This window comes from Burkholderia sp. JKS000303 (assembly GCF_002563755.1).
Taxonomy (GTDB): domain Bacteria; phylum Pseudomonadota; class Gammaproteobacteria; order Burkholderiales; family Burkholderiaceae; genus Burkholderia; species Burkholderia anthina_B.
The window spans coordinates 4,639,397-4,663,934 of sequence record NZ_PDBZ01000001.1; the positions used below are offsets into that span (position 1 = coordinate 4,639,397).

General features: G+C 68.3%; 25 protein-coding genes. 14 read left to right on the forward strand and 11 right to left on the reverse strand.

Going from position 1 to position 24,538, the window contains the following annotated elements; translation table 11 throughout:
• Window positions 1–14: 14 nt before the first annotated feature.
• Window positions 15–434, forward strand: coding sequence for an organic hydroperoxide resistance protein (locus tag BX604_RS21710; protein ID WP_048988685.1), 420 nt, complete (start codon window positions 15–17; stop codon window positions 432–434).
• 107 nt (window positions 435–541) lie between these two features.
• On the opposite strand, the gene BX604_RS21715 is transcribed toward BX604_RS21710, so the two are convergent.
• Complete coding sequence (locus BX604_RS21715) at window positions 542–718, reverse strand: DUF3563 family protein (protein WP_014900034.1); 177 nt, start codon at window positions 716–718, stop codon at window positions 542–544.
• A gap of 81 nt (window positions 719–799) precedes the next feature.
• Window positions 800–1,909 carry an extracellular catalytic domain type 1 short-chain-length polyhydroxyalkanoate depolymerase gene (locus BX604_RS21720; RefSeq protein ID WP_098552589.1) on the reverse strand — a complete coding sequence of 370 codons (1,110 nt, stop codon included), beginning with the start codon at window positions 1,907–1,909 and terminating at the stop codon, window positions 800–802.
• Window positions 1,910–2,156: 247 nt separating this feature from the next.
• On the opposite strand from BX604_RS21720, the gene BX604_RS21725 reads away from it, so the two are divergent.
• The 4 genes from BX604_RS21725 (at window position 2,157) to BX604_RS21740 (ending at window position 5,258) form a co-directional block, all read left to right on the forward strand.
• Window positions 2,157–2,846 carry a phosphatase PAP2 family protein gene (locus BX604_RS21725; protein WP_098552590.1) on the forward strand — a complete coding sequence of 230 codons (690 nt, stop codon included), beginning with the start codon at window positions 2,157–2,159 and terminating at the stop codon, window positions 2,844–2,846.
• A gap of 136 nt (window positions 2,847–2,982) precedes the next feature.
• Complete coding sequence (gene modA / locus BX604_RS21730; RefSeq protein ID WP_098552591.1) at window positions 2,983–3,780, forward strand: molybdate ABC transporter substrate-binding protein; 798 nt, start codon at window positions 2,983–2,985, stop codon at window positions 3,778–3,780.
• A gap of 10 nt (window positions 3,781–3,790) precedes the next feature.
• Window positions 3,791–4,468: a molybdate ABC transporter permease subunit gene (gene modB, locus BX604_RS21735; protein WP_098552592.1), complete on the forward strand. Its 678-nt coding sequence runs from the start codon at window positions 3,791–3,793 to the stop codon at window positions 4,466–4,468.
• A gap of 88 nt (window positions 4,469–4,556) precedes the next feature.
• Complete coding sequence (locus BX604_RS21740; RefSeq protein ID WP_098553015.1) at window positions 4,557–5,258, forward strand: sulfate/molybdate ABC transporter ATP-binding protein; 702 nt, start codon at window positions 4,557–4,559, stop codon at window positions 5,256–5,258.
• 158 nt (window positions 5,259–5,416) lie between these two features.
• Here the strand turns inward: BX604_RS21740 and BX604_RS21745 are convergent, their stop codons facing one another.
• From BX604_RS21745 to BX604_RS21755, 3 genes are all read right to left on the reverse strand, one after another.
• The gene (locus BX604_RS21745; protein ID WP_098552593.1) at window positions 5,417–6,268 is read right to left on the reverse strand and encodes a TOBE domain-containing protein; all 852 of its coding nucleotides are present in this window, start codon (window positions 6,266–6,268) and stop codon (window positions 5,417–5,419) included.
• A gap of 48 nt (window positions 6,269–6,316) precedes the next feature.
• Entirely contained in the window at window positions 6,317–7,945 is a 1,629-nt protein-coding gene (locus BX604_RS21750; protein ID WP_098552594.1) for a CHAD domain-containing protein, read from the reverse strand.
• Between the two features lie 127 nt (window positions 7,946–8,072).
• A complete protein-coding gene (locus tag BX604_RS21755) occupies window positions 8,073–8,456 on the reverse strand; it encodes a tautomerase family protein (RefSeq protein ID WP_098552595.1) in 384 nt (127 codons plus the stop codon).
• Between the two features lie 109 nt (window positions 8,457–8,565).
• Here BX604_RS21755 and BX604_RS21760 point away from each other — a divergent pair, with 109 nt between their 5' ends.
• The 5 genes from BX604_RS21760 to BX604_RS21780 all read left to right on the forward strand — a co-directional run bounded on the left by BX604_RS21760 (window position 8,566) and on the right by BX604_RS21780 (window position 13,265).
• The gene (locus BX604_RS21760; protein WP_098552596.1) at window positions 8,566–9,423 is read left to right on the forward strand and encodes a LysR family transcriptional regulator; all 858 of its coding nucleotides are present in this window, start codon (window positions 8,566–8,568) and stop codon (window positions 9,421–9,423) included.
• Window positions 9,424–9,464: 41 nt separating this feature from the next.
• Window positions 9,465–10,388 carry a DMT family transporter gene (locus BX604_RS21765; RefSeq protein ID WP_098552597.1) on the forward strand — a complete coding sequence of 308 codons (924 nt, stop codon included), beginning with the start codon at window positions 9,465–9,467 and terminating at the stop codon, window positions 10,386–10,388.
• Between the two features lie 70 nt (window positions 10,389–10,458).
• On the forward strand, window positions 10,459–11,238 hold the full coding sequence (locus tag BX604_RS21770; protein WP_098552598.1) for a sensor histidine kinase: 780 nt from the start codon (window positions 10,459–10,461) through the stop codon (window positions 11,236–11,238).
• A 76-nt stretch (window positions 11,239–11,314) separates the two neighbouring features.
• Window positions 11,315–12,658, forward strand: coding sequence for a hemolysin family protein (locus BX604_RS21775; protein WP_098552599.1), 1,344 nt, complete (start codon window positions 11,315–11,317; stop codon window positions 12,656–12,658).
• A gap of 22 nt (window positions 12,659–12,680) precedes the next feature.
• Window positions 12,681–13,265, forward strand: coding sequence for a thiamine phosphate synthase (locus tag BX604_RS21780; protein ID WP_098552600.1), 585 nt, complete (start codon window positions 12,681–12,683; stop codon window positions 13,263–13,265).
• A 37-nt stretch (window positions 13,266–13,302) separates the two neighbouring features.
• Here BX604_RS21780 and BX604_RS21785 read toward each other — a convergent pair whose 3' ends face one another.
• Window positions 13,303–14,964 (reverse strand): DUF3459 domain-containing protein, encoded by a 1,662-nt coding sequence (locus BX604_RS21785; protein WP_098553016.1) that lies wholly within the window; start codon window positions 14,962–14,964, stop codon window positions 13,303–13,305.
• Between the two features lie 302 nt (window positions 14,965–15,266).
• Between BX604_RS21785 and BX604_RS21790 the strand changes: the two genes are divergently transcribed.
• Together BX604_RS21790 and BX604_RS21795 are read left to right on the forward strand one after the other, a co-directional pair.
• Entirely contained in the window at window positions 15,267–15,977 is a 711-nt protein-coding gene (locus tag BX604_RS21790) for a class I SAM-dependent methyltransferase (protein ID WP_098552601.1), read from the forward strand.
• Window positions 15,978–16,095: 118 nt separating this feature from the next.
• The gene (locus tag BX604_RS21795; protein ID WP_098552602.1) at window positions 16,096–16,764 is read left to right on the forward strand and encodes a glutathione S-transferase; all 669 of its coding nucleotides are present in this window, start codon (window positions 16,096–16,098) and stop codon (window positions 16,762–16,764) included.
• Between the two features lie 11 nt (window positions 16,765–16,775).
• On the opposite strand, the gene BX604_RS21800 is transcribed toward BX604_RS21795, so the two are convergent.
• Complete coding sequence (locus BX604_RS21800; protein ID WP_098552603.1) at window positions 16,776–17,429, reverse strand: DUF1345 domain-containing protein; 654 nt, start codon at window positions 17,427–17,429, stop codon at window positions 16,776–16,778.
• A 136-nt stretch (window positions 17,430–17,565) separates the two neighbouring features.
• Between BX604_RS21800 and BX604_RS21805 the strand changes: the two genes are divergently transcribed.
• Window positions 17,566–18,291 (forward strand): metallophosphoesterase, encoded by a 726-nt coding sequence (locus tag BX604_RS21805; RefSeq protein ID WP_175800524.1) that lies wholly within the window; start codon window positions 17,566–17,568, stop codon window positions 18,289–18,291.
• Window positions 18,292–18,321: 30 nt separating this feature from the next.
• On the opposite strand, the gene BX604_RS21810 is transcribed toward BX604_RS21805, so the two are convergent.
• Window positions 18,322–19,017 carry an RES family NAD+ phosphorylase gene (locus BX604_RS21810; RefSeq protein WP_098552605.1) on the reverse strand — a complete coding sequence of 232 codons (696 nt, stop codon included), beginning with the start codon at window positions 19,015–19,017 and terminating at the stop codon, window positions 18,322–18,324.
• Window positions 19,018–19,019: 2 nt separating this feature from the next.
• Window positions 19,020–19,439, reverse strand: a complete 420-nt coding sequence (locus BX604_RS21815) for an MbcA/ParS/Xre antitoxin family protein (RefSeq protein ID WP_096505495.1) — start codon at window positions 19,437–19,439, stop codon at window positions 19,020–19,022.
• Between the two features lie 232 nt (window positions 19,440–19,671).
• Here BX604_RS21815 and BX604_RS21820 point away from each other — a divergent pair, with 232 nt between their 5' ends.
• Window positions 19,672–20,454 (forward strand): ABC transporter substrate-binding protein, encoded by a 783-nt coding sequence (locus BX604_RS21820; RefSeq protein ID WP_098552606.1) that lies wholly within the window; start codon window positions 19,672–19,674, stop codon window positions 20,452–20,454.
• A gap of 926 nt (window positions 20,455–21,380) precedes the next feature.
• On the opposite strand, the gene BX604_RS21830 is transcribed toward BX604_RS21820, so the two are convergent.
• Together BX604_RS21830 and BX604_RS21835 are read right to left on the reverse strand one after the other, a co-directional pair.
• Window positions 21,381–22,853: a sigma-54 dependent transcriptional regulator gene (locus tag BX604_RS21830; RefSeq protein WP_098552607.1), complete on the reverse strand. Its 1,473-nt coding sequence runs from the start codon at window positions 22,851–22,853 to the stop codon at window positions 21,381–21,383.
• Window positions 22,854–23,296: 443 nt separating this feature from the next.
• The gene (locus BX604_RS21835) at window positions 23,297–24,220 is read right to left on the reverse strand and encodes a metal-dependent hydrolase (protein WP_098552608.1); all 924 of its coding nucleotides are present in this window, start codon (window positions 24,218–24,220) and stop codon (window positions 23,297–23,299) included.
• Between the last annotated feature and the right edge of the window lie 318 nt (window positions 24,221–24,538).

A 24,538-nucleotide genomic window follows, 5' to 3' on the forward strand; every position in this document is an offset into this window, starting at 1 on the left:
ACAGGAGCTTCACGATGAACATTCTGTACAAGACGAGCGCCACGAGCACGGGCGGCCGCGACGGCCGCGCGGTATCCGCTGACCACAAGCTGGAAGTGAAGCTGGCCGCGCCGCGCGAGCTCGGCGGCACGGGCGCCGAAGGCACGAATCCGGAGCAGCTCTTTGCCGCAGGCTACTCGGCCTGTTTCCTGAGCGCGATGAAATTCGTCGCCGGCCAGAACAAGCAGACGCTGCCGGCCGACACGCAAGTCACGGCAGAAGTGGGCATCGGTCCGAACGACGCAGGCGGCTTCGGGCTGGACATCGAGCTGCGCGTGTCGCTGCCCGGTCTCGACAAGGCCGACGCGCAGGCGCTGGTCGACAAGGCGCATCACGTGTGCCCATACTCGAACGCCACGCGCAACAACGTGCCGGTCCGCCTGACGGTCGTCTGACGCGACACGCGGCGCCAAATGCAAAAAGGGCGTGTGCGGCTTGTGCCGCACACGCCCTTTTGCGTGATTCGCGGGGCCGACTGACAAGCCGGCCCGTGCTGCGCTGCTTAACGCGAACCGAACGAGAACGGACGGTTCATCGCTGCTTCGCGATCGATCTTGCGCATACGGAATTCGAGATCATAGATGTCGGTCGCTTCGGACAGGTACGCTTCAGCGCGCTCTTTCGAGGCCTTCTCGGCGTTCTTGGTCAGCATCAGGAAGAGGTGGCTCAGCAGGTACATGTTCGATCTCGCAATCCAAAGGTTCTTTGACTAGGGTTTTCCCGAATTATAGGGAAAACCCTAAATCTTGGCTAGCGTCGATCAGACGGTGCGTCGTTCGGTCGCCACAGTTCGACGATTCTGTTCGAAAAAGGACCAGATCATGGCGCTCGCATCGGGGCCGACGGCCGCGTGAAACGGCACGGCTTCGTCGCCGCCCGCCCACGCATGATCGAGCCCTTTCACGTGACACAGCCGCACGACCGGTTCGCCGTCGCGACGAACGTCCGTGATCTGCGCGCCCGCCTCGCGCGTCTCCGCGCGATCGCCGCCGCGCAGCGCGCCGCGGCTGTCCGCGAGCCCGTTCAGGCGCATGAACTGCACGGTCAACTGGTCGGCGTTCTTCGGCGCGACGACATGGTCGCCGTCGCCCTGCACGATCAGCGCGGGCATGCCGGGATACGAACCGGCGTCGACCAGCGCGTCGACGGCCGCGGCCGGATTCAGCCGCAGACCGCGCCGCATCACGTCCATCGCGCTGATCCCGGAATTCGCCTCGCCGAACGCGGGGCCCGAGTGCAGCGCGACCGCCGCGAAACGGTCGGGATGGTGCAGTGCGAGCAACGACGCGAGGCCCGCGCCGGCCGACAGGCCCGCGACGTACACGCGCGACGCGTCGAAACCGCGCTCGTCGACGAGCGCGTCGACGAGCGATGCGACCGCATCCGCTTCGCCGCGGCCCGCCCGGTCGGTGTCTTCGTACCAGTGCCAGCAGCCGTGCGCATGCGCGCGCAGCGATTGCTCGGGATACAGCACCGCGAAACCGTGCTTGTCGGCCAGCAGGTTCATCCGGGTGCCCTGCGCGAACTCATCGGCCGATTGCTGGCAGCCGTGCAGCATCACGACGAGCGGCATCGCGCCGCGCCGGCGGCCTGGCGGCACGTAGAGGCTGTAGGCAAGTTGCTGGACGAGGCGCCCCAGCGCCGGCGCCATCGGATGCTCGCCGCGCGTCCATTCGCCGGCGGCCCACGCAGCCGCGCGGGGCCGCACGCGCGATTCGCGCGGCGGGGACAGATCAGCAGCGGCGGACGACGCCACAGCCTCGAGCGTATCGCGCGTGATCCGCTGGGCATCGCGCGTCGCACGTTTGGCGGCCGGAGACAGCATGCGTTTCATGCCGCCCAGCCATACCTTCGTCAGACTTTTGGTCATCGATCGGGCTCGCAGTCAGGAAAAATGGGGACACCACACGGGGTGCATCGTTCGCGTTTGTGCAATGCACCATAACACTGTTTCTGGGATTTTTCCTGCACGCGGATAGTTCCCGCGCCGCGAAAAACGGGCCTCGAGCACACGCGGCGCTATACTCGGGTTTGGCCGCTTGTATCCGTTGTAGTCGTTCTTTCCGGCTCGCGCGTTGATTTAAGCATTCGTCCCGCCTCTGCCCGTCCCCTTCCCGATGTTCGACCTGTCGTCTCACCTGTGGATCATGATCACCGCATTCGGCGGCGCCGGCCTCACGTTGCCGCTCGCGGTCACGATCGCCGTCTGGCTGGCGCTCGGCTACTCGTGGCAGCGCTCGGCCGCGTGGCTCGGGGTGCTCGCGACCGCGATCGCGGTGGTCGCGCTCACCAAGATCGCGTTCCTCGGCTGGGGCATCGGCATCCGCTCATGGGACTTCACGGGCTTCAGCGGCCACGCGATGCTGTCGACGTCGGTGTATCCCGTCGCGATCTTCCTCGCGCTGATCCGCACGCGCGCGCCGATCCGCATCGCCGGCATCGCGCTCGGCCTCGCGGCCGGTATCGCGGTCGGCGTGTCGCGCGTCGCGCTGGATGCCCATTCGCCATCCGAATCGATCACCGGCTGCATTGTCGGCGCGATCGCCGCGCTCGTGTTCATCGCCGGTTCATGGCGCGCCGTGCCGCACCGCTGGTCGGTGCCGGCCGTGGTCGCGAGCCTTGCGCTCGTCACGGTTGCGCTGCACGGCATCACGGTTCCGTCGCATCGCTGGGTCACCAAGGTCGCGCTGGAGTTGTCGGGCCACGAGCGCCCGTTCGTCCGCGCGCGCTGGAAAGCCAATCCGAACTACCGGCCGGCGTCGTCGCTGCAGCGCAGCGAATCGTCGGCGGCACTGCTGCACGCGTGACGGGCCGCGCGCTCGTCATTCCCGCCCGCTCTCACATCTGACGATTTCATGCGTTCCGTCACATGTGCGGTATGTCGAGCGTTATAACCCGCCCTATATTACGATTACGGTTTTCCACCATTCAAACGATCAGACCATGCGCTCAACCGTTCGCCCGCTTCGCCGCACCCTGCTCCGCTTTCTGCCGATCGCCACGCTTGCTGCCGGGATCGCGTTCAGCGCACCGGCTTCCGCTGCCGACGAACTGGTCGTCTCGGCAGCCGCGAGCCTGACGAATGCGTTCAAGGCCGTCGGCGATGCATACCAGAAGCAGCATCCGGACACCAAGGTGCTGTTCAACTTCGGCGCGTCGGACGTGCTGATGCAGCAGATCGCCAAGGGCGCACCGGCCGACGTGTTCGCGTCCGCCGACCAGAAGGCGATGGATCGCGCGGTCAGCGAAAACGTCATCGTGCCCGGCACGCGCCGCGATTTCGCCGCGAACTCGCTCGTGCTGATCGTGCCGGCTGACAGCCACGCGGCCGCGCCGACGTCGCTGAACGACCTGACAGCGCCGGGCGTCAAGCGGGTCGCGTACGGCGACCCGGCGTCGGTGCCGGTCGGCCGCTACACCGAAGGCGCGCTGCGCGCGGCCGGCGTGTGGGACGCCATCAGCGCGAAGGGCGTGCTGGCCGCGAACGTGCGCCAGAGCCTCGATTACGTCGCGCGCGGCGAAGTCGACGCGGGCTTCGTGTTCGGCACCGACGCGGCGATCATGCCGGGCCGCGTGAAGGTCGCACTGACCGTGCCGACGCAAACGGCCATCACCTATCCGATCGCGGTGGTCAAGGACAGCCGCCATGCCGCGCAGGCGCAGTCGTTCATCGACTTCGTCACGTCGCCGCAGGGCCAGGCCGTGCTGTCGACGTTCGGTTTCAAGCCCGCGGGCAAGTGAGCGTAGCGTGATGCAGGACGCCTGGGTACCGCTGCTGCTGTCGCTGAAGGTTGCCGGCTGGGCGACCGCGCTCGACATCGTGCTCGGCGTCGCGGCCGCCTTCGTGCTCGCGCGCTGGCGCTCGCCGATGCGCGACGTCGTCGATTCGCTGCTGACGCTGCCGCTCGTGCTGCCGCCGACGGTGCTCGGCTACTACCTGCTCGTGCTGCTCGGCCGGCGCGGCGTGTTCGGCGCATGGCTCGACCAGCTCGGCATCGAGCTCGTCTTCACGTGGCAAGGCGCGGTGGTCGCATCGATGGTCGTCGCGTTCCCGCTGATCCTGAAGTCGGCGCGCACCGCGTTCGAGAGCGTCGATCCGCATCTCGAGCGCGCGGCGCGCACACTCGGGCTCGGCGAAGCCGCGGTGTTCTTCCGCGTAACACTGCCGCTCGCCACGCGCGGCATCCTCGCCGGTGCGCTGCTCGCGTTCGCGCGCGCGCTCGGCGAATTCGGCGCGACGCTGATGATCGCCGGCAACCTGCCCGGCCGCACGCAGACGCTGTCGGTCGCGATCTATGCCGCGGTGCAGGCCGGCGACGACAACACCGCCAACTTCCTCGTGCTGGTGACGTCGATCACCTGCGTGCTCGTGTTGCTCGCGACCGGCTGGCTCGTGCCGTCGCGGGCCGGTCGGAGCCAGCTGACATGACGCGCGTATCCCGTCCGCGTCGTCCGGCTGCGCGCCGCGCGACGATTCGCCTTTGCGCCGCGCGCAGCGCTGCACGACGGAGGCCCGCATGAGCGTCTCCGTCGATATCCGCAAGACCTACGCGAACGCCGAGCGCCGCTTCACGCTCGACGTGTCGTTTACCGCCACCACGCAGCGCGTCGTGCTGTTCGGGCCGTCCGGCGCGGGCAAGAGCATGACGCTGCAGGCAATCGCCGGGCTGCTGTCGCCCGACGAAGGCACGATCACGCTGAACGGCGAGCCGCTGTTCGATGCAGCACGCGGCATCGACGTGCCGACGCGCGCACGGCGCGTCGCATACCTGTTCCAGGACTACGCGCTGTTTCCGCACCTGAACGTGCGCCAGAACATCGCCTTCGGGCTGACGCCGGGCCTGCGCAATCCGCGCGCGAAGACGGTGCCGCCCGAAGTCGCGTACTGGCTGCACGCGTTCGAACTCGACAAGCTCGCCGGGCAGTTTCCGTCGCAATTGTCGGGCGGACAGAAGCAGCGCGTCGCGCTCGCGCGCGCGCTGGTCGCGCAACCGCGCATCCTGCTGCTCGACGAGCCGTTCGCGGCGCTCGACGGCGCGATGCGCCAGCGCATGCGTCACGAGCTCGCGGAACTGCAGGCACGGCTCGACATCCCGATGGTACTCATCTCGCACGACCCCGACGACGTCGCCGCGTTCGGCGACCAGGTCGTGCAATTGAGCGAAGGACGCGTGCAGGCGGCGACGCCGCACGCCGAGTGGCCGACGCGCGTCGCGTGAGCGCGCGAAGGCAGTGACCGTGGGAGCCTGAGAGAAGCCGCTACGCGCGGCATAAGTTGAAAACGGGATCGAAGCCGGCGCCTCACCCACCCTGGGCGGCGCCGGTTTCGCCTCCGTCCGTACGTGTCTACCGCAAAGACCCGCGCCGCCGCGTGGTGTCAGCCCGTCACCGCCAGAATCACGCTCGACGCCTTGAACAACGCGATCGCACGCCGGTCCGCGTCGAGCCGTAACGCATCGACGCTGTCGTTCGTGACGACGGCCGTGAGCGTCCCGCCGCCATCGAGCGCAAGCGTCACCTCGCTGTTCACCGCACCCGCCGCAACGTCTTCGACCGTGCCGCGCAACTGGTTGCGCGCGGACACCTTCAATGCTGCTTCGGCTTCCGCTTCGCCGTCATCGTCGACGGCCAGCACGATCCACGACGCCTTCACGAGCGCACACGCATCCGCGCCAGGCCGCAAGCCGAGCACGTCGGCGCTTTCATGCGTAAGCACCGCGACGATCGCCTGCCCGCCGGGCAGCACGAGCGTCACTTCGTCGTTGATCGTGCCGCGCACGATCGATTCGACCTTGCCGAACAACTGGTTGCGCGCGCTCGTCTTCATCCCGATCCGGCCGATCAGCGCCCAGTCGACGTCGAAGCCGGCCACCGCCGCGCTGGCGGCCTCGATGAAGCGGCGATGCTCGCGCTCGATCGTGCGGAACGCGGCGATCAGCGACATCGCACGCGGCGTCAGCGTCGTGCCGCCGCCGCCCTTGCCGCCCGTCGACCGCATCACGAGCGGTTCGCCGGCAAGGTTGTTCATCGTATCAATCGCATCCCACGCGGCCTTGTAGCTGAGACCGACGGCCTTCGCCGCGCGCGTGATCGAACCGGTGTCGCCGACCGCCGCGAGCAGCGCGATGCGGGTGGCGCCGCCGAGCGTCTGCTCGCCCGCGCGCAACCACAGTTCGCCGCCCAGTTCGAGCGGTTCGGCGGAAGAGGAAGGAGGCGACGCGTCGGTCATCGGTCTGGTCGAAGAAAACGGGTGGTCATTATAGTGAGCGCGCACCGCTCAACCCGACTTCCCGTCGAGCCTCGGCGGGCGCAGGCTCGCGAGCAGCGTCTCGGCGTCGCGCGCCGCGCGTTGCTCGAGCGCGGCCCCGTAGCCGCGCACGAAACCGAGCTGGTACGCGGGCGCCGCCAGTTGTTCGAGATGATGCAGCGCGACCATCGTGTCGTTCGCCTCGCCCAGCACGCTCTGCACGCGCGCGAGCGTCTTGACCGTCTCGGTGCGCGTGCGGCGCGACGCCAGCGACGCGAAGAATTCAAGCGCATAGCGCAGCCGCTTCGCATCGATCCGCACCCGGTGCCGCGCGGCCGTATCGAGCGACGTGAGCGACGGCGATGCATACAGATGGCCGAACAAGCGGCGCACGCGCTTGGTCGCGTGACGCCGCAGCGACGGGGCATCGTCGCCTTCGGCGGACGGCAGCACGAGCGTACTCAGCCATTCGAGCCAGCCGAGCGTGAGTCGCGCATAGCGCGCGGAATGCAGGGCCTGCCGCAATTCGACGCGCGCGGCCGTCGCCTGCGCACGCGCGGCGTCGAGCGTGCCGTTCCAGTCGGCGCTGCCGCCGTCGGCCGCGATCAACGCCGGCAGGCTCTCGGTCGAGAACACGTCCCAGTCGCGCACGGTGCCCAGCAGCGCGGCGAGCCAGCGCAGGTCGACGGCGAACGCGTCCTGCCAGTGCGCGTCAACGAAACGCGGAAAGAAACGCATCAGCGTGCGCAAGCGGCGCAGCGCGACGCGCATCTGGTGCACGAATTCGGGGTCGTCGCGATCGAGTACGCCGCTTTCGTTGCCGAGCCATTGCGCGGCGATGTCGCCGGACAGCGCGAACAGTGCAGCGCGCTGCGAGCGGATACCGGTCAGGTCGACCAGTTGCGCCTTGACCGGCTCGGCGACGGCGGGCTCGCCCGCGCACGCGCGATCGATCACGCTGGTCAGTTGCACGAACGCGGGCCACGCGCCGCTCAGCTCACGCGCCGCGGCAAACAGCGCATGCAATGCGGCTGCACGCGCGGGCGGCGTTTCCCAGTCGGGCGCCGCGAGACGCAGCTCGACGTGACGACGCGGCGGCTCGGTGCCGCCCTGCAGCGCGATGTCGTCGAGCGTCATCTCGACCACCACGCCGCTGTCGTCCGCCCATCGCCCCCGCCGCCGCTCGCTCACGAGCCGCAACGGCGGCGGCCCGGACGATACGGCGACCGCCGCTTCGTCCACGGCGCCGGCCGTCGCACGATCGCGCTCGTCCGCCGCCTCTGCCGATTCGGTGTCTGCCTGCGTCGCCGGTTCCGGCATCGCGACGACGATGCCCGCATGCTCGGCGTCGAACAGCTCGCGCTCCGCTACACCCGGCGCAAATGCCTTCGTGCGGGACGCGACCACGCGCCGCCCCTGCGCATTCGACTCGACCCACGTCCACCAGCTCTCGCCGGGGTTAGGCTCGGCCTCCTCGATCTGGCACGGCTCGATCGTCACGCGCTCCTGGCCGCGGCGCATGCGCACCTGCGGGCAGATCCGCCACGCGCGGACGAGCTCGGCGCCGAAGTCGCGCTGCGCGCCTCGAGCCCGGCTTCCCGCCTTGACCGGCCAACCTTCCAGCGACAGGCACAACACGATTTCCAGCACACGCGACATGGAGACTCCTGCACATGAAGAATCGCCGGCGCATGCCCGATGCCGGCGTCGTCCGTGAAGCAGCTTCCATAGTACACGGCGCACAAACGCGCGGGCGACGATCCGGCCCCCGTCGCCCTGTCGCGCATCAAACGACGTACTGCGCGATGCCGTTGCCGAACGACCAGTCCTCCTTCAGCACCTCGACGAGGCTGATGAAGACGTCCTGCTGCCGCACGCCGGGCTGCCGCGCGAGGTTTTCCGCGATCGTCCGGTACAGCGCCTGTTTCTGTTCGAGCGTGCGCGTGTTGTTCGCGGTGATCTGGATCATCACGAGATCGTCGCTGCGTTCGATGTCGAGGTAATGGCGGCCGAATACGAAGTTCTCGGCCGAATGCTCGGTCACGACCATGAAGATGTCGTCCTCGGGCACGTTGAAGGCGTGCATCAGCGCGCGATGCACGCCTTCGACGAGCGCCGCACGGTAGGCGGCCGGTTTGCCTTCGCGCACTGCGATACGGGTGAATGGCATGGTCCTGCTCCTTTCGATGACGTTGAAAAACGAGAACGCCACGTCAGGTTAGGCGCGCCAAACTATAATTAACAGTCATTGATCAATATTTCATTCATTTACATTGAAAATGAAAGTCCTCGACCTCGATGCGGTTCGCGCGTTCGTGCTGGTCGCCGATCTGGCCAGCTTCACGCGCGCCGCCGACGCGCTCGGCACCACCCAGTCGGCCGTCAGCCTGAAACTGAAGCGGCTGGAAACCCATCTCGGCAAGCCGCTGCTCGCGCGCACGCCGCGCGTCGTCAAGCTCGCGGCCGACGGCGAGAACTTCTTGCCGGCCGCCCGCGCGCTGCTCGACGCGCACGATCACGCGCTCGGCACGATTGCCACCGGCACGCATCGCCTGTCGCTCGGCGTCAGCGAACACGTCGCGGTGCCAGACCTGCCGGCCGTGCTGACGAGTCTGCACCGGCAGGATCCGGGGCTGTCGCTCGAAATGCATCTGGGAACGTCGTCGAACCTGCTCGTGCAATACGACGAGCGGCGGCTCGATGCGGTGATCGTCCGGCACGAACCCGGCGAAGATCCGCCGCGCGACGACGGCACGCTGCTGTTCACCGAGCCGCTCACGTGGCTCGCCGCGCCCGACTGGGCGCCGCGCGCGGGCGAGCCGCTGCCGCTCGCGGTGCTGGCCGGCCCGTGCGGCGTACGCGCCGCCGCGCTGCGCGCGCTCGACCATGCGGGGCGGCCGTGGCGCGAGCGCTTCACGGGCGGCGGCATCGCGGCGGTCACGGCCGCCGCCGCGGCCGGGCTCGCCGTCTGTCCGCTGGCCCGGCGCGTCGCACCGCGCACGCTGGTCGACGTCGGCGCGAAATTCGGCTTGCCGCCGCTGCCGCACTCGCAGGTCGTGCTGTATTCGCGGGTACGCGACACCCGTGCGGCCGCCACGCTGCGAAGGTTTTCCGACAGCCTTGCAATCTCGGCGTAAACTAGACGGTTTCGTTGCCCGCAATCCCCTGAAGAATTCCGATGAAACCCGAATCCCGCAAACACCTCCGCGCCAACCTGCTGATGCTCGTCGCCGCCACGATCTGGGGTTCGGCTTTCGTCGCGCAACGACTGAGCCTCGACGTGATCGGCCCGTTCCTGTTTACGGGGCTGCGCTTCCTGCTCGGCGCACTGGTGCTGATCCCGCTGCTGACGTTCAACACCGCGTCGCGCACGCAGCTCGCGGCAATCCGCCGCGCGCCGGCGCTGCTGCTGCCGGGCCTCTCGCTCGGCGGGCTGCTCGCCGTGGCGATCTCGCTGCAGCAGTTCGGCCTGCAATACACGCGCGTGGCGAACGCGGGCTTCATCAGCTCGCTGTACGTCGTGATCGTGCCGCTGATGGGCATGTTCGTCCGCCACCGGATCGGCGCCGGCACGTGGTTCGGCGCGCTGCTCGCGGCGATCGGCCTGTATTTCCTCAGCATCGACGAGCATTTCTCGGTGCTCTACGGCGACTGGTTCCAGCTCGGGGGTGCCGTCATCATCGCCGCGCACGTGATGGCCGTCGGCCACTTCGCGCGGCGTCACGATCCGCTCGTGCTCGCGTTCCTGCAGTTCGTCGCGTGCGGCGTGCTGTGCCTCGCGGTCGGCCTCGTCGTCGAACCGGTCAGCGTCGCGATGCTGCACAACGCCCTGCCGACGCTGCTGTACGGTGGGCTGCTGTCGGTCGGCGTCGGCTATACGCTGCAGGTCGTCGCGCAGCGCGACGCGGCGCCGGCGCACGCGGCGGTGATCTTCAGCATGGAAGGCGTGTTTGCGGCCATCGCGGGCTGGGCCGCGCTCGGCGAGACGCTGACGCTGCGTGCGCTGATCGGCTGTGCGCTGATGCTGGCCGGCCTGCTCGCGTGCCAGCTGCTGCCGAACGGCGACGCACGGAAAAAGGACGAGGACGCGCTGCCGGCGTGATGCGTGCCGCTGTCCCTATAATGGCGGTTCGTAGGTTCATCATGCCCACCGCTTCCGACAGGCCTGCTCCGTGACGCCCCTTTCCGTCGATCCCGCCGCCGACCTGCTGCGCGAACGCGCAGCGCACTATGCTGCCCAGGCCGCGCTGTTCCTGCGCGACCAGGCACTTTCCACCGCATCGCATGACCTGCGCAGCCCGCTGAACGCCATGCACAGCTGGGCGTACGTGCTCGAGCGCCAGCTCGCCAGCAGCGACCCGAACCAGCAGCGCGCGCTGGCCGGCATCCGCGCGGGGATCGACCAGCAGGTCATGCTGATCGACGACGTGCTCGACGCGCCGCGCGCGGAAACGCGCACGCTCGTGATCGCGCCGCAGCCGTTCGCGCTGCGCCCGCTGCTCGACGACACGCTCGCGCTGGCGCGCTTCGCGCTCGCCGACGCGCGGCAAGTGAGCATCGACGCGACGCTGCCCGACAGCGAGCCGTCGCTGTCGGCCGATCGCCAGCGCATCGCGCAGGCGCTGTGGACGATGCTGACGACGGCCATCGAGGCCAGTGCCGCCGGCACGCGCGTGACGTTCGCGTGCACGCACGACGGCGCGCAGTGCGTCGCACGCGTCACCTGCGGCGTCGCTGCCGATGCGCTCGCCGATCCGGCGCTGCCGCACGTATTCGAATCGTTCGCACGCCGCGAGATGCTGCGCACGCGCGACGCGAAAAAGATCGCGTGGACGCTCGCGCTGTGTCAGCACGTCGCGCTCGCGCATGGCGGCACGTTCACGCACGACCCGTTCGCCGACCACGCGACCGTCACCCTCACGCTCTCCGTCCCCTGCGAGGCGCCGGTGTAAGCAATCGGCGGCCCGACACATTACATTTCCCTTTCTGGCTCTATACTGATGGGCCTGTCATGACTGGAGCGATTCTTTGTTACAGATCTTCGCGCTCATCGGCGCGTTGTTCCTGGTGGCCCTGAACGGGTTTTTCGTCGCAGCCGAATTCGGCCTCGTCAAACTGCGCGCAACGCGCGTCAAAACACTCGCCCGCAAGCATGGCCTGCGCGGGCGTATCCTCGCCCTCGTCCACGGCCGGCTGGACGCGTATCTTTCCGCGTGTCAGCTCGGTATCACGCTCGCATCGCTCGGCCTCGGCTGGGTCGGCGAGCCGGCGTTCGCGCAACTGCTCGGCCCGGTGCTCGACCTGATCGGCGTGCAGTCGGAACGCATCGTGCACCTGGTTTCGCTCGTGTTCGCGTTCTCGCTGATCTCGTTCCTGCATATCGTGGTCGGCGAACTGGCACCGAAATCCATGGCGATCCGCCAGTCGGAGAAGGTCGGCCTGTGGGTCGCGCTGCCGCTCTATGCGTTCTACTGGGCGATGTATCCGGCGATCTGGGTGCTCAACAGCAGCGCCAACGCAGTGCTGCGGCTCGCGGGGCTGTCGGCCGACCACGGCGGCGACGCGCACTACTCGACCGACGAGCTGAAGCTGATCCTGCGCAGCCGCCGCAGCGCGGCCGGCAATGCGGCGCAGCCGGCACGCGGCACCTACACCAACGACGAGTGGAACACGCTCGCGCATTCGCTCGATTTTTCGTCGATGACGGTGTCGGACCTGATGCGGCCCGCCCATGAAATGATCGGCCTGCGGCGCGACCTGCCGCTGCCGGACAACATGGAGATCGTCGCGCGGCACCGTTTCAGCCGCTATCCGCTGTTCGAGGATGCCGCGCGCGAGCAGGTGAGCGGGCTGATCCACCTGAAGGACCTGCTGCTCGCGCGTCACGCCGGCGCGGCGCTCGAAGACCTGTCCGACTACGTGCGCCCGGTGCAGTACGTGAAGCCCGACACGCCGGCGCTGGAGCTGTTCCGCCGCTTCCGCAAGGGAGCGCCGCACTTCGCGCTGGTCGGCAACAAGGGCGCGAAGCCGATCGGCTTCCTGACGCTCGACAACCTGCTCGGCGCGCTGGTCGGCCAGATTCACGACGAGTTCCGCCAGGGCGATGCCGACTGGAGCCGCCTCGACGACGGCACGCTGATGGGCAAGGGCAGCCTGCCCGTCGTGTCGCTCGAGCAGGCGCTCGGCATCGACATCGACGAAGGGCGCGCGGAATCGGTCGGCGGCCTGGTGATCCAGGCACTGAGCGATCTGCCGACCGAAGGGCAGCGCGTGTCGTTCGACCGCTTCGACGTCGTCGTGAAGAAGATGAACGGGCCGCGCATCGTGCTGGTGCGCGTCTACCCGAAGGTCGCGAAGGAGGCCGACGAATGACGGCCTCCGCGCACCGCGCGCGATGACCGCGACGCTGCCGCGCTGCTGCGTGATCACGCCCGAGCCGGCGTCGTCGTCGGCCGGCGATTGCCGTGCGTTCCTCGATCGGTTGGCGGCCGTGCTCGCGCGCGGCGAGACGCTCGTGCAGTTGCGCGTGAAGTCGCTCGAAGCGGCCGCGTTCGCACGGCTGGCCGCCGATGCGCTCGCGCGCTGCGATGCGGCCGGCGCGCAACTGATGCTCAACGGCCCGATCGATGCAGCCGGCGTGATGCGGTTGGAAGGCGCCGGATGGCACCTCAACGGCGTCGCGCTGCGCGCCGCCGCGCAACGGCCGTTGCCGGCCGCGCGCCGTGTGTCGGCCGCCTGCCATGATGCCGACGATCTCTCGCTGGCCGCACGCGTCGGCGCGGATTTCGTCACGCTGTCGCCCGTGTTGCCGACGCTCAGCCACCCCGGCGCGCCGACGCTCGGCTGGACCCGCTTCGCCGAATTGGCCGCGCAGGCCACGATGCCCGTCTATGCGCTCGGCGGAATGACGCGCACGCATCTCGACGACGCGCGCCGGCACGGCGCACACGGCGTCGCAGGCATTCGCAGCTTCTGGTAAGTACGGCCGGGCGCGCCAGCGCCCGACCTTCCGCACGTCACGAATTCAGGTCCGGGCGCAGTGCGCGCCATGCGCCGTCGTCGATCCGGCGCACGTCGTGCGTGAGTGCATAGCGGTTCACGTCGCCCGTTAGCCACGCAACGAGCGAATACGGCGGCAACACCCCTTCATCGACGCGGTCGCGCGCGCGGGCCGGCGTCTCGAACACGACCTGTCCGCGCGGCGCATCGAACGGCACCGCGTCCGGCGACAGGTTCAACGCGATGGTCAGCGTCTCTTCATCGGCAAGCCGCCACGATGCGACCAACGCGTCGGCATCGCCGTCGCCGCCGGCCTTCAGCGTATGCGCGTCCTGCGGCCGGCAATCGGACAGCCGCGGCGAGATCAGCTTCGCGCGCACCGCGAGCGCCGACTGCACGAAATGCGCACGATCGGTATCGCGCGCGGTTTCATCGAAGATCAGCGGAATCTGCGGCGTGAGCAGCGACAGCGCGAGCGCCGCGAGCCCGGGATCGGGATCATGATCGCCGTGCCTGCCGTGGTCGCTCTCGCGCCATGCGCCGTCGGACAGCACCAGCGACGTCAGCGACAAGCCTTCATTCGTGCAGGCGCCATCGCCCGACGGGGCCGGCTGGAACGCGGAGCCGGTCGCGGTCAGTGCGCGCGCGAGCGTGTGGATCGACTGATGCGTGGAAATGCCTTCGTGAGCCGCCCCTTCGCGGCCGGTCAGCCGATGCAGCGCGCGTTCGCCGCACCCGTTCCATTGCGCATCGAAATGGGTATCGGCGAGGTGCACCGGATGGCGTTCGCTGCCGAGCACGAGATGGATGAGCCGGTCGACCGGCACGGCCGCATGCACGCGGTCGGCGATCTCGCGCAGCCACGACGCGCCGATCCGGTCGGCTTCGCGCAGCCGCAGCCCGTCGCATCGGTATTCGTCGATCCAGTACAGCGCGTTGTCGCAGAAAAAGTCGCACACCTCCGGATGATCGAGTGCGAGCGGCGGCGGCTGCAGCGGATCGTCGCGCATATGGAAGAACGGCGCCGCATAGTGACGCAGCGCGTCGGTGCCGCTGCCGAAGCGCGCGTAATCGAGCTCCAGCATCACGCCGAGGCCATGGCCGTGCGCTTCGTCGATCAGCGCCTTCAGCGCGTCGGGGCCGCCCTCGGCCGCGAGCGGCGCGAACGGCAGGCTGTCGTGCGGCGACGCGAGCAATTCGAGCGCGGTCACGCCCAGGCGCGCGAGCGCCGGCAGCCGGTGTCGCACGCCGTCGAAGCCGCCCACCGCGTGCGGACGAATCGCGTAAAGCGCGATGTCTTCCCACGGACGCCCACGCCAGAACGTATTGCGCCACGTGAACGCGCGCGGATCGATGACCTCGCTCGCGCCATTGAGCCCATCGGGTTGCGAGCGCGACGCGGGGTCGGGAATCGACACGGCGTCGTCGAGCCGGTAACGGTAACGCGCACCGGCACCGCATTCGACGAAGACTTCGAACCAGTTCGGGCCGGCCGCCGCCATTGCGACGAGCGTCGGGCCGTTGCCGGTATCGAGTTCGAGCTGGACCTGCGTGCTGCCCGGCGCCCACACGCGAAAATGCGTGCGCGGCGTCGCGCAGAGCGCGCCGCAGGGCTGCGCGCCGGACGGCAGGCAGTGAATGTAGTGCTGCGCATACGGATCGTGCGAACAATCGGACATCATGCGCTCCTCGTGCGTGCCGAGCGGCATGGCCGCGCAAGCAGCGCGGCTCATCGGGGCCCGGCATGCGACGGCCAGGCAGGGGGAGAGAAAAAAGTATGCGCCAGTTTGGCAAGGGTGACGCACCGGTTCCGACCATTTTTAAATACGAATCGACCCCGCAACCCGCTGCGCACGACCGGCGCCGAGTCGGGTAGTCCGCATACCGGAATGGCCGCTCGCCTTGTTGCGTCGGCGGCCCGCGCTTACGCTCGGTTCGATGCGTGGACACGTCGTCCGCGCCCCGACCCGAGGCATCCGCCATGTCGCTCCCCGCCAGCGCCGCGAAATTCGATCCGGCACGCGCGCACGAATACGCCGAACAATCCCGCATCGCGCTTGCCGGCTACGACGCGTGTCACGAACTCGCCGCGTGCATGCTGGCGTCGTCGATCGCTGTGGCCGATGCACGGCTGCTCGTGGTGGGCGCAGGCGGCACCGGACAGGAAATCTGCGTGCCCGCCGCGCTCGAACCGGGCTGGCAATTCACGGCGGTCGACCCGTCCGCGCCGATGCTGGCGCTCGCACGCGCGAACGTCGAAGCCGCCGGTTTCGGCGCACGCACGCAATTCGTCGAGGCCGGCGTCGATACGCTGCCCGACGCACCGGCCTTCGACGGCGCGACGCTGATCGGCGTGCTGCACCACGTGCCCGGCGACGACGCGAAGGCCGCGCTGCTGGACGCGATCGCACGACGCCTGAAGCCCGGCGCACCGCTCGTGATCGCGGGCAACTACCGCCGCTATGCGGACCACCCTCGCCTGCTCGATGCGTGGCAGCAGCGCTGGCGCATGAAGGGCGCCACGCCCGACGCCGTGCGCGCGCAACTCGCGAAGATCCTGCAGGGCGCGGACCCGCCGGCCGCCGAGGAGACCGTCTTCGCGTTGCTGCACGACGCGGGCTTCGATGCGCCGCTGCGCTTTTTTTCGAGCCTGTTCTGGGGCGCGTGGATCGCGGTGCGGCGCAGCGCCTGAGCGAACGAAAGGCGGTGCGGCACGACGCGCGCGCGTTGCATCGGCGAAAACATCGCGCGCGCATCCCTGCCATGCGCGCTCGGTATGATGTCGTTCCCGCCCCCCTTCCGGCCTCGACATGCTGACCGTCCACCACCTGAACAACTCGCGTTCGCAGCGCGTGCTCTGGCTGCTCGAAGAACTGGAGGTACCGTACGAGATCGTGCGCTACGAGCGCGATCCGAAGACGATGCTCGCGCCGCCCGCGCTGCGTGCGATCCACCCGCTCGGCAAGTCGCCGGTCGTCACCGACGACGGCCGCACGTACGCGGAGTCGGGCGCGATCATCGAGTATCTGGTCGAACGCTACGGGAACGGGCGTCTCGCGCCGCCGGGCGGTACGCCCGAACGGCACGACTACACCTACTGGCTGCACTATGCGGAAGGTTCGGCGATGCCGCCGTTGCTGCTGAAGCTGGTCGCGTTGCGGATCGCGCACGCGCCGATGCCGTTCTTCGCGCGGCCCATCGCACGCAAGATCGCCGCGACGCTGCAGTCGGGCTTCGTCGATCCGCAGATCGCGCTACATCTCGGCTATCTCGACGACACGCTGACACGCACGGGCTGGTTCGTCGGCGACACCTTCAGCGCGGCCGACATCCAGATGAGCTTCCCGCTCGAAGCCGCGATGGCGCGCGGCGACGGCGGCAAGCATCCTGCGATTGCGCGCTTTCTCGAAACGATCCATGCACGCCCGGCCTACCGGCGCGCACTCGAGCGCGGCGGCCCGTACGAACTGCTCAAGTAAGCCGCGTCAGATCAGCCCAGCAAACCCGCCGCGACGTTGATCGACAGCCCGAGCACGGCCATGTTGAAATAGAACGACAGGATCGACTGCGCCAGCACCGAGCGGCGCGCAGAGCGGTTGGCGAGCGACACGTCGGCCGTCTGCGACGCCACTGCGAGCGTGAACGCGAAATACAGGAAATCCCAGTAGTCGGGCTCGGGGTTGCGATCCGGAAAGCGCAGCGCGCGATCGCTGCTCGGCGAGCCGTAATAGAGCCGCGCGTAGTGCAGCGTGAAGATCGTCGGGATCAGGAACCATGCGCCGAACAGCGTCGCGCCGGTGATCGCGTAATGGCCGAGCCCCAAGCGAAAACCGACGCTCTTCGCGGTGGCGAGCTCGATCGCGATCGCGGCGACGCTCGCGACCGTCGCCACGCACACGACGGTCAGCACCGTGGTCGCGCTTTCATCCTCGCGGATCGCGACTTCGCGCACCTTGTGATGATGCGCGGTAATCATGCGGATCCACATCAGCGCGAGATAGAGCCAGATCGCGCAATCCCAGCCGATCAGTGCGCGTGCGGCCGGACGCAGCGAAAACGGCAGCAATACCGCACACAGCACACCGGCGACGAAGGCCGAGACCATGCGTGGCCGGTTGCGCAACACCTGTGGATAAAACGTCATCGTGTGATTCCGAAAGCAGATGGAAAGGGTTCGGCCGGCGTGCCAACTGCCCGCAACGCCATGCCGGCGGGTACCGCCCCGATTATCGCCATTCCCGCATGACGTTGCGATGGACGCAAGCGCCTAAGATATCGGGATGACTGCCTCCCTCTGCCGCCATCCCCAGAACACGGCCGGTCGCGACTTCGTCGTCGGCGACCTGCACGGCTGCGTGGATGTGCTGCGCGCGCTGCTGCACGACGTGCGCTTCGATCCGGTGCGCGACCGGTTGTTTTCGGTCGGCGATCTCGTCGACCGCGGCCCCGCGTCGGAAACGGCGCTCGAGCTGCTCGACCGCCCGTGGTGCCACGTCGTGCGCGGCAATCACGAAGAAGTGCTGAGCCTCGTGTCGCGCGGCAAGCTGCCGCCCGATGCGTGGCGCGGGATCGGCGGCGACTGGGGCGCCGACCTGCCGCCGGAGCGGCTGCAGGCGCATGCGGCACGGGTGGACGCGCTGCCGCTCGTGCGCGTGATCGGCGACGGCGCCGCGCGCTTCAACGTGCTGCATGCGGAGTTCTTCGGCCCGGACGCCGAGCTCGATACGGGCAGCTATTCGCACGACGTGCGCGAACGGCTGATCTGGGGGCGTGATCTCGTCCAGGGGCTCGTCGATCCGGCCCGGCAAGCCGGACTGTCGCTGACCTGCACCGGCCATACGCCGGTGCGCGCACCGCAGCGCATCGGCGCGCAATGGTTCATCGACACGGGGGCATTCGCACCGTCCGGACGCCTGACGATCGTCGAACCGCGCACCGGCGATACGTGGTCGCTCACGCAGGCCGACGCACGCGCACGCCATGCCGGCGACCTGCCGCTGCCCTGAGGCCGTCGACACCGACCGCGGGCACGCCGCCTAGCCGACCTGATTCAGCTCGAACACCGCATCGACCGCGGAGCCGTTCCAGTTGTATTCGAGATAAGCCGCGTGATGACAGTCGCGCAGCAGCGCCGTGCGAAACGCCGCGAGACATTCGCCGCGCGGGTCGCGCACCGACGGATAGACGATCCCCGCGCCGCCGTCCTGACGCACCGCGCGGCCGAGCGCCTGGCCCGCGCTGTAGTCGAGCGGATCGAGCAGGCCGGGACTGCGCTGCGGCCACGTGCGCACGTCGGCCACGTCGCCTTGCGCGAACACCGTGTAGAGCCGCATCTGCTGACGCATCGGCGCCTCTTTCGTCGCGGCCAGGAACAGCCCGCTGTGATACCGCGTTTCGGCGATCGCCGTATCGCGCGAACGCGCGCAGTAGAACACGCCGTAGCTGCCGTCGGAAAAGCGGCTGCCCTGCGGATTCAGGTGCGTGAACGCGGCCATGATCGGCCCCCAGCCCTGGCCATAGCGGCGCTCGGCCGGCGGCACGAGCTCGAGCGTGCCGACTTCGTGGCGAATGCGGTCGTTGGTCAGCGATTCGAGCGCATAGAGCGCGTCGAAATCGTCGGCCGACGCCACGCGGTCAAACAGGTTGATGGCTGGAAAACGGGTAGGAATCACACGATAGGCGGGTGCCCAGTCGACAACGGTCGTGGGCCAGTGTTGCGTCTCGGTCGGCATCGTCACGCCCAGCCACCCCGCATCGCGTCGAGATATTGACGCACGGCGACCAGGTCGCCGACGTTGCCGGCCAGCATCCGGTCGAGCGCGCGCTTGCCGCCGAACGGCGCCGCGTCGTTGGGACGCTTGACCCACGTATCGGCGGCCGACGGCTGCGGCAGCAGGATCTGCAGCGCCTTGTAGATGCCGAGCAGCAGCGATAGCCGCTCGAGCGTATCGCGCGGCAGGCGTGCCGATTCGGGCGAGGCCTTCCACTTGAAGAAGGTCGAGCGGCCGGGCGAGCCGAGCAGCACGATCTGTTCGTCGATCGTCAGCTCCCAGTCGCGCGCGATGTTGAAAAACGCGCGCAGGCCGGCCGCCGACATGTGTGCGACCGAAGCCTGCCGCGGGGCGGAATGTGGGTCGAACGCGGGCTGTGACATGATCGTTAGTCTCGAAACGAATTTACTAACAAGATTAGTCCATTTTCGTATTTTTGCAAGGGTCGGCACCCTTCGGCGGGTCATTGCATCCACCGAATGGATATTTTTTGTCCATTCTGGACTGCGATTTTATTTTCTGCGTTAATGGCTGCACGGACAGCGCCACAACGCGGCGCCCGTCCGCTCCAACCGAGTCGCCCGGAACCGGAATGACCACGCCAAGGAACGCACCATGAAGAGACTGATTGCCGCCGCCTCGATCGCCCTGCTCGCCCTCTCCGCAGGCCCCGCCGTCGCGAAGGACTGGACCACGCTGCGCTTCGGCACCGACGCCAGCTATGCGCCGTTCGAATCGAAGGCGCCCGACGGCAAGCTCGTCGGCTTCGACATCGACCTCGGCAACGAGATCTGTGCGCGGTTGAAGGCGAAGTGCGTGTGGCTCGAGAACGACTTCGACGGGATGATCCCCGCGCTGAAGGCGAAGAAGTTCGACGCGGTGCTGTCGTCGATGTCGATCACGCCGCAGCGCGCGGAGCAGATCGGCTTCACGACGAAGATCTACAACCAGCCGACGCGGCTCGTCGTGAAGAAGGGCTCGCCGCTGCTGCCGACGCCCGAATCGCTGAAGGGCAAGTCGATCGGCGTCGAGCAGGGCACGACGCAGGAAGCGTATGCGAAGGCGTACTGGGCGAAGCAAGGCGCGAACGTCGTGTCGTACCAGAACCAGGACGGCGTGTACGCGGATCTCACGTCGGGCCGCCTCGACGCCGCGCTGCAGGACGAGGTGCAGGCCGAGATCGGCTTCCTGAAGTCGCCGCGCGGCGCGGGCTATCAGTTCATCGGGCCGGAGCTCGTCGACGACAAGGTGCTCGGCATCGGCGCCGGCATCGGGCTGCGCAAGGAAGACACGGACCTGAAGGCGAAGATTGATCGCGCGATCCACGACATGGTCAAGGACGGCACGTACAAGCGGCTCGCGTCGAAGTACTTCGACTTCGACATCTACGGCAGCTGAAACCGCTGCGCGCGCGTACGGGCGTGATGCCCGTCGTGCGCGACCCGATCGCGTTGCCGCTGCTCGCCGGGCGGCAACGCGCCGGTTTCATCGTCAGCACGGCCGCGACCAAACCCACATCATTCGGACTGCGAATGGATCGCTCCACGCGCAACTGTCGGTGAAGCGTCAATACGCGAAGACCGGGCGCCGGGGAACCGGCGCCCGGGTACACATGCCCTTGCGGATCGTGTTGGCTGGCGGGAAAGCACCGAGCCGGCGCGGATGACCGGGAATCAACCGGATCCGCCTCGCACCGGGCGCGGAGAGATGGCCTGTCGAAGCATGCCGGCCGGCAGCAAGGCGCGCGGTCGACCGGCGATGCGTCGAATCACTGCGATCGCGGCCTGCCGGCCGCGGCGTGTGGCGATCGTTCATTTTTCTACCCCGTTTCGGTCTGTGGTTTGGTTCGGCAACCGGACGACGCCGGTGCTCCGACGATCCGACGACGACGATCCGTGCCGGCCGGAGCGCGGTCGTGTTGCCCCGCTCCGCCGTGCATCCCCGCGGACTGCGTCCTTGCCGGCCCTCCCATGCTTCACTGCCGAACCGGCCGGACGCCACGTCGTCGACTTTCGCACGCTCCTATCCGCAAGGACCGGGCCAGCTGCGCGCGAGGCCGCCGGCACAAGGATTTCATCGGACGGGAACGAAACCGGAACGGGCGGGACGCCCAGGAAGTTGCGAAACTGAAACATGTGCTGCGCGGGCCGCTTCAGCCGTGCAACGGCAACGCCTTGCCGGACAAGGCACGCGGACGATGCGGAAAATTTTCCCGGCGCGCACGCCACACTTCTGCCCGCGTTTGCCGGCCGGATTCATGCGTGCACCGACGCGAAACGTTTCACGTCCTTTACATGCGTGCGCACACGCTTCGCGGCCGCGGTTCAGCCCACCCGTTGATGGTCCTCGTCGCCGGACGGCGCGCTGTCCTTCCCGCCGTTGTCGCCGTTGTTGTCGTGATCGTTGAGCCCGTGCTCGATCATCATCCGGTACAACGTGACGCGCGAAATGCCGAGTTCGGCGGCGGCCTTGTTGATCCGGTGATCGTTGCGCAGCAGCGCGTTTTCGATCGCGGTGCGCTCGGCGAGCGCGCGCGCCTGTTCGAGCGTCACCGGCTCCGTTTCGCCCGGCGTGTCGAGCCCGAGATCGTGCGGCGTCAGCAGCCGGCTCTCGGCCATCACGATCGCGCGGCGCACGCGGTTGATCAGTTCGCGCACGTTGCCGGGCCACTCGTAGCGGCGCATCGCATCGAGCGCCGCCGACGTGAAGCCGCTGATCTTGCGACCACTGTCGGACTTGTACTTTTGCAGCACGTAATGCGCGAGGATGTCGATGTCCTTGCCGCGCGCGCGCAGCGGCGGCTCGTGAATGCGCAGCACGCAGAGCCGGTGATAAAGGTCCGCGCGGAAGCGCCCGGCTTCGACCGCACTGTCGAGATCGACGTGGGTCGCCGAGATGATCCGCACGTCGACCGGAATCGACTCCTGGCCGCCGAGCCGCTCGATCTTCCCTTCCTGCAGGAAACGCAGCAGGCTCGCCTGGCTTTCGACCGGCATGTCGCCGATTTCGTCGAGAAACAACGTGCCGCCGTTCGCGGATTCGATCCGGCCCGCGCGCCGCTGGTTCGCGCCGGTGAATGCGCCGCGCTCGTAGCCGAACAGTTCCGACTGCAGCAGGTGATGCGGAATCGCGCCGCAGTTGATCGCGACGAACGGCCCCTTGCCGCGCCCCGAACGCTCGTGGATCGCGAGCGCGGTGAGCTCCTTGCCGGTACCCGATTCGCCGGAGATGAACACGCTCGCATCGGTCTTCGCGACCTTGCGGATCGTGCTGAACAACTGCTGCATCGCTTCGCAGTTGCCGATCATCCCGTGCTCGCCGATCGACGCCGCGTACGCCGCCCCGTCGACACGATCGAGCGCGGCCATCCCGCGCGCGTGGCCGAGCACGTGTGAAATCCATTCGTGCGGCAACGGCAGCGTCACGTAGTCGAAACAGTAGCTGCGGATCAGTTCGCGCACGGCCGTGCCGATCATGTTGCCGGCCTGCGCGACGGAGATCCAGCCGATCGCCGGCTGGCTCAGGCACGCCTTCAGCGCGGGGTAGTCGCGCGACGTGAAGCCCGTGAAATCAATGAGCCCGGCGGCGACGCCCACGCTGGCCGTCATGTTCTGCGCGGCGCCCGCCGTCTTCGCGACCGCGATCTCCCAGCCGAGCTCGCGCAGTTGCGCCAGCAGCGACTCGTCCGGCGAACGCATGATCACGAACAGCTTGCGTCCGGCCTCGGGGGCGGTGACGGACACGAACGGCATCTCGGGCGCCGCCGTCCCGTTTGCGTCGGGTGACCTTGCAACCATCGTTGTTCCCCGCTTGGCGTTGGTATCGCGCGCCGGCTCGCCGCCGCGTACGACGGACCTCGATCGAACCGACATATTGGCCGCATTTCGGTTTGAATAGAATCCCCCCGCGCCATAATCTCGCGCGTACGGGGCGGATCCTTTCATCAAGGTATAGCGATGCCGCCGACGCGCGGCTAGATGGGTGTTATCCCGGTGGCGCGGCGGGCGCGACGCGGGATGGGGTCGGCGCCGAACGCGCGAAGCCGCGCCGGCACTGGCGCACCGGCTCGCGCGGGAGGTCGGGCACACGGAATCGGCCCGCTGGCCGGCAGCGGTGCGACCGGCGAAAGCGCGCGGCCGCCCGCTCGCGCAACCGTTTCCGCTTGATGTCGGTCAATCGTCAGAAGAAGCGCGTTGATGCATGAACGCAACACGCGCCACCGGGCATACCCGCGGCGGCGTCAGCGGCCGGCTGCGAGCGGCGCGAGCGCGTTCGCACGGCCGCGACCGGCCGGTGCGTGGTCGTGGTCGTGGTCGCCATACGCGGCGACGAGCGCTTCGACACGCGCGAGATGATGGCGGTTGTCATGGTCCCACGGGTGGAAACCCGGCCGCAGGAAGCTCAGCCATTCGCCCGCGATGCGCGGAAACAGCCCGCGCCGCGGGCCGTACAGGAACGCGAGCATGCGCAGCATTCCGCGCATGTGATGCCCTGCACGGCGGTCGCGCCACAACAGCGTCACGTGCATCAGGAAGACGGTCGGCCAGAACGTCAGCGTCGTCAGCAGATACACGCCGACGCGGATCAGATAGCGGCCCGCGCCCGGCTTCATCACGGCATTCCACACGTCGTAGGACACGGCCTTGTGCTCGGTTTCCTCGAGCGCGTGCCAGATCCACATCTGCCGGTAGCCCTCGACCGAGCCGTCGAGACGCGTCGGGTCGCGCAGGAGCCAGTCCGCGAGCATCGCCGTGTAGTGTTCGGCCGCGACCGTATGCGCCAGTTGCACCGACTGCGGCAGCACGCGCTTCATGACACCGAGCACCGCCCATACGCGCTTGTCGAGCTTGTGCGCGGGCAGCCGGTTGGCCTGCATCAGCTCGTTGTATTCGACGTGCTCGCGGGTGTGCATCGCTTCCTGGCCGATGAAGCCGAGCACCTGCCGCTTCAGCACCGGATCGTCGATCCGGTCGCGATAGTTGCGCACCGAATCCATGAAGAAGCGTTCGCCGGCTGGAAACAGCAGCGACAGCGCGTTGAAGAAGTGGGTCACGTGCGGGCCGAGCCCATGCCAGTCCTTCGCGCGTTCGACCGGCAGGTCGAAGCGCAGGTCGCGGCGCACCGGCATCACCTCGGCTGCGGCGGCGGAAGCGGCTGACTTCATGTTGGTCGTTCTCCTTGTTTTCGGGCGGCCCGGCATCCGTTGCGGCCGTGCCGGCGCGGGCCCGGGCGCCGCATCGCGTGGCGCCGGAATCCTGACAGCGACAGATGTAACGATAGGCCGCGGCCGGCGACGCGCGCAAGCCGCGCGGTAGACGCGCGCTTCCAAACAGCGCACGGTCGAAAGCGCCCGAAAAACGGCGGTCGAACATCGTCCGGCGATGCGGAAATTCGAACGCATGGGCCGGCTCGCTGGCTGCAGACCCGCATCGTCGCGGCGACTCGCGACCGGCTGGACAGCCGCGCCCCGCGGGCGTTTCGC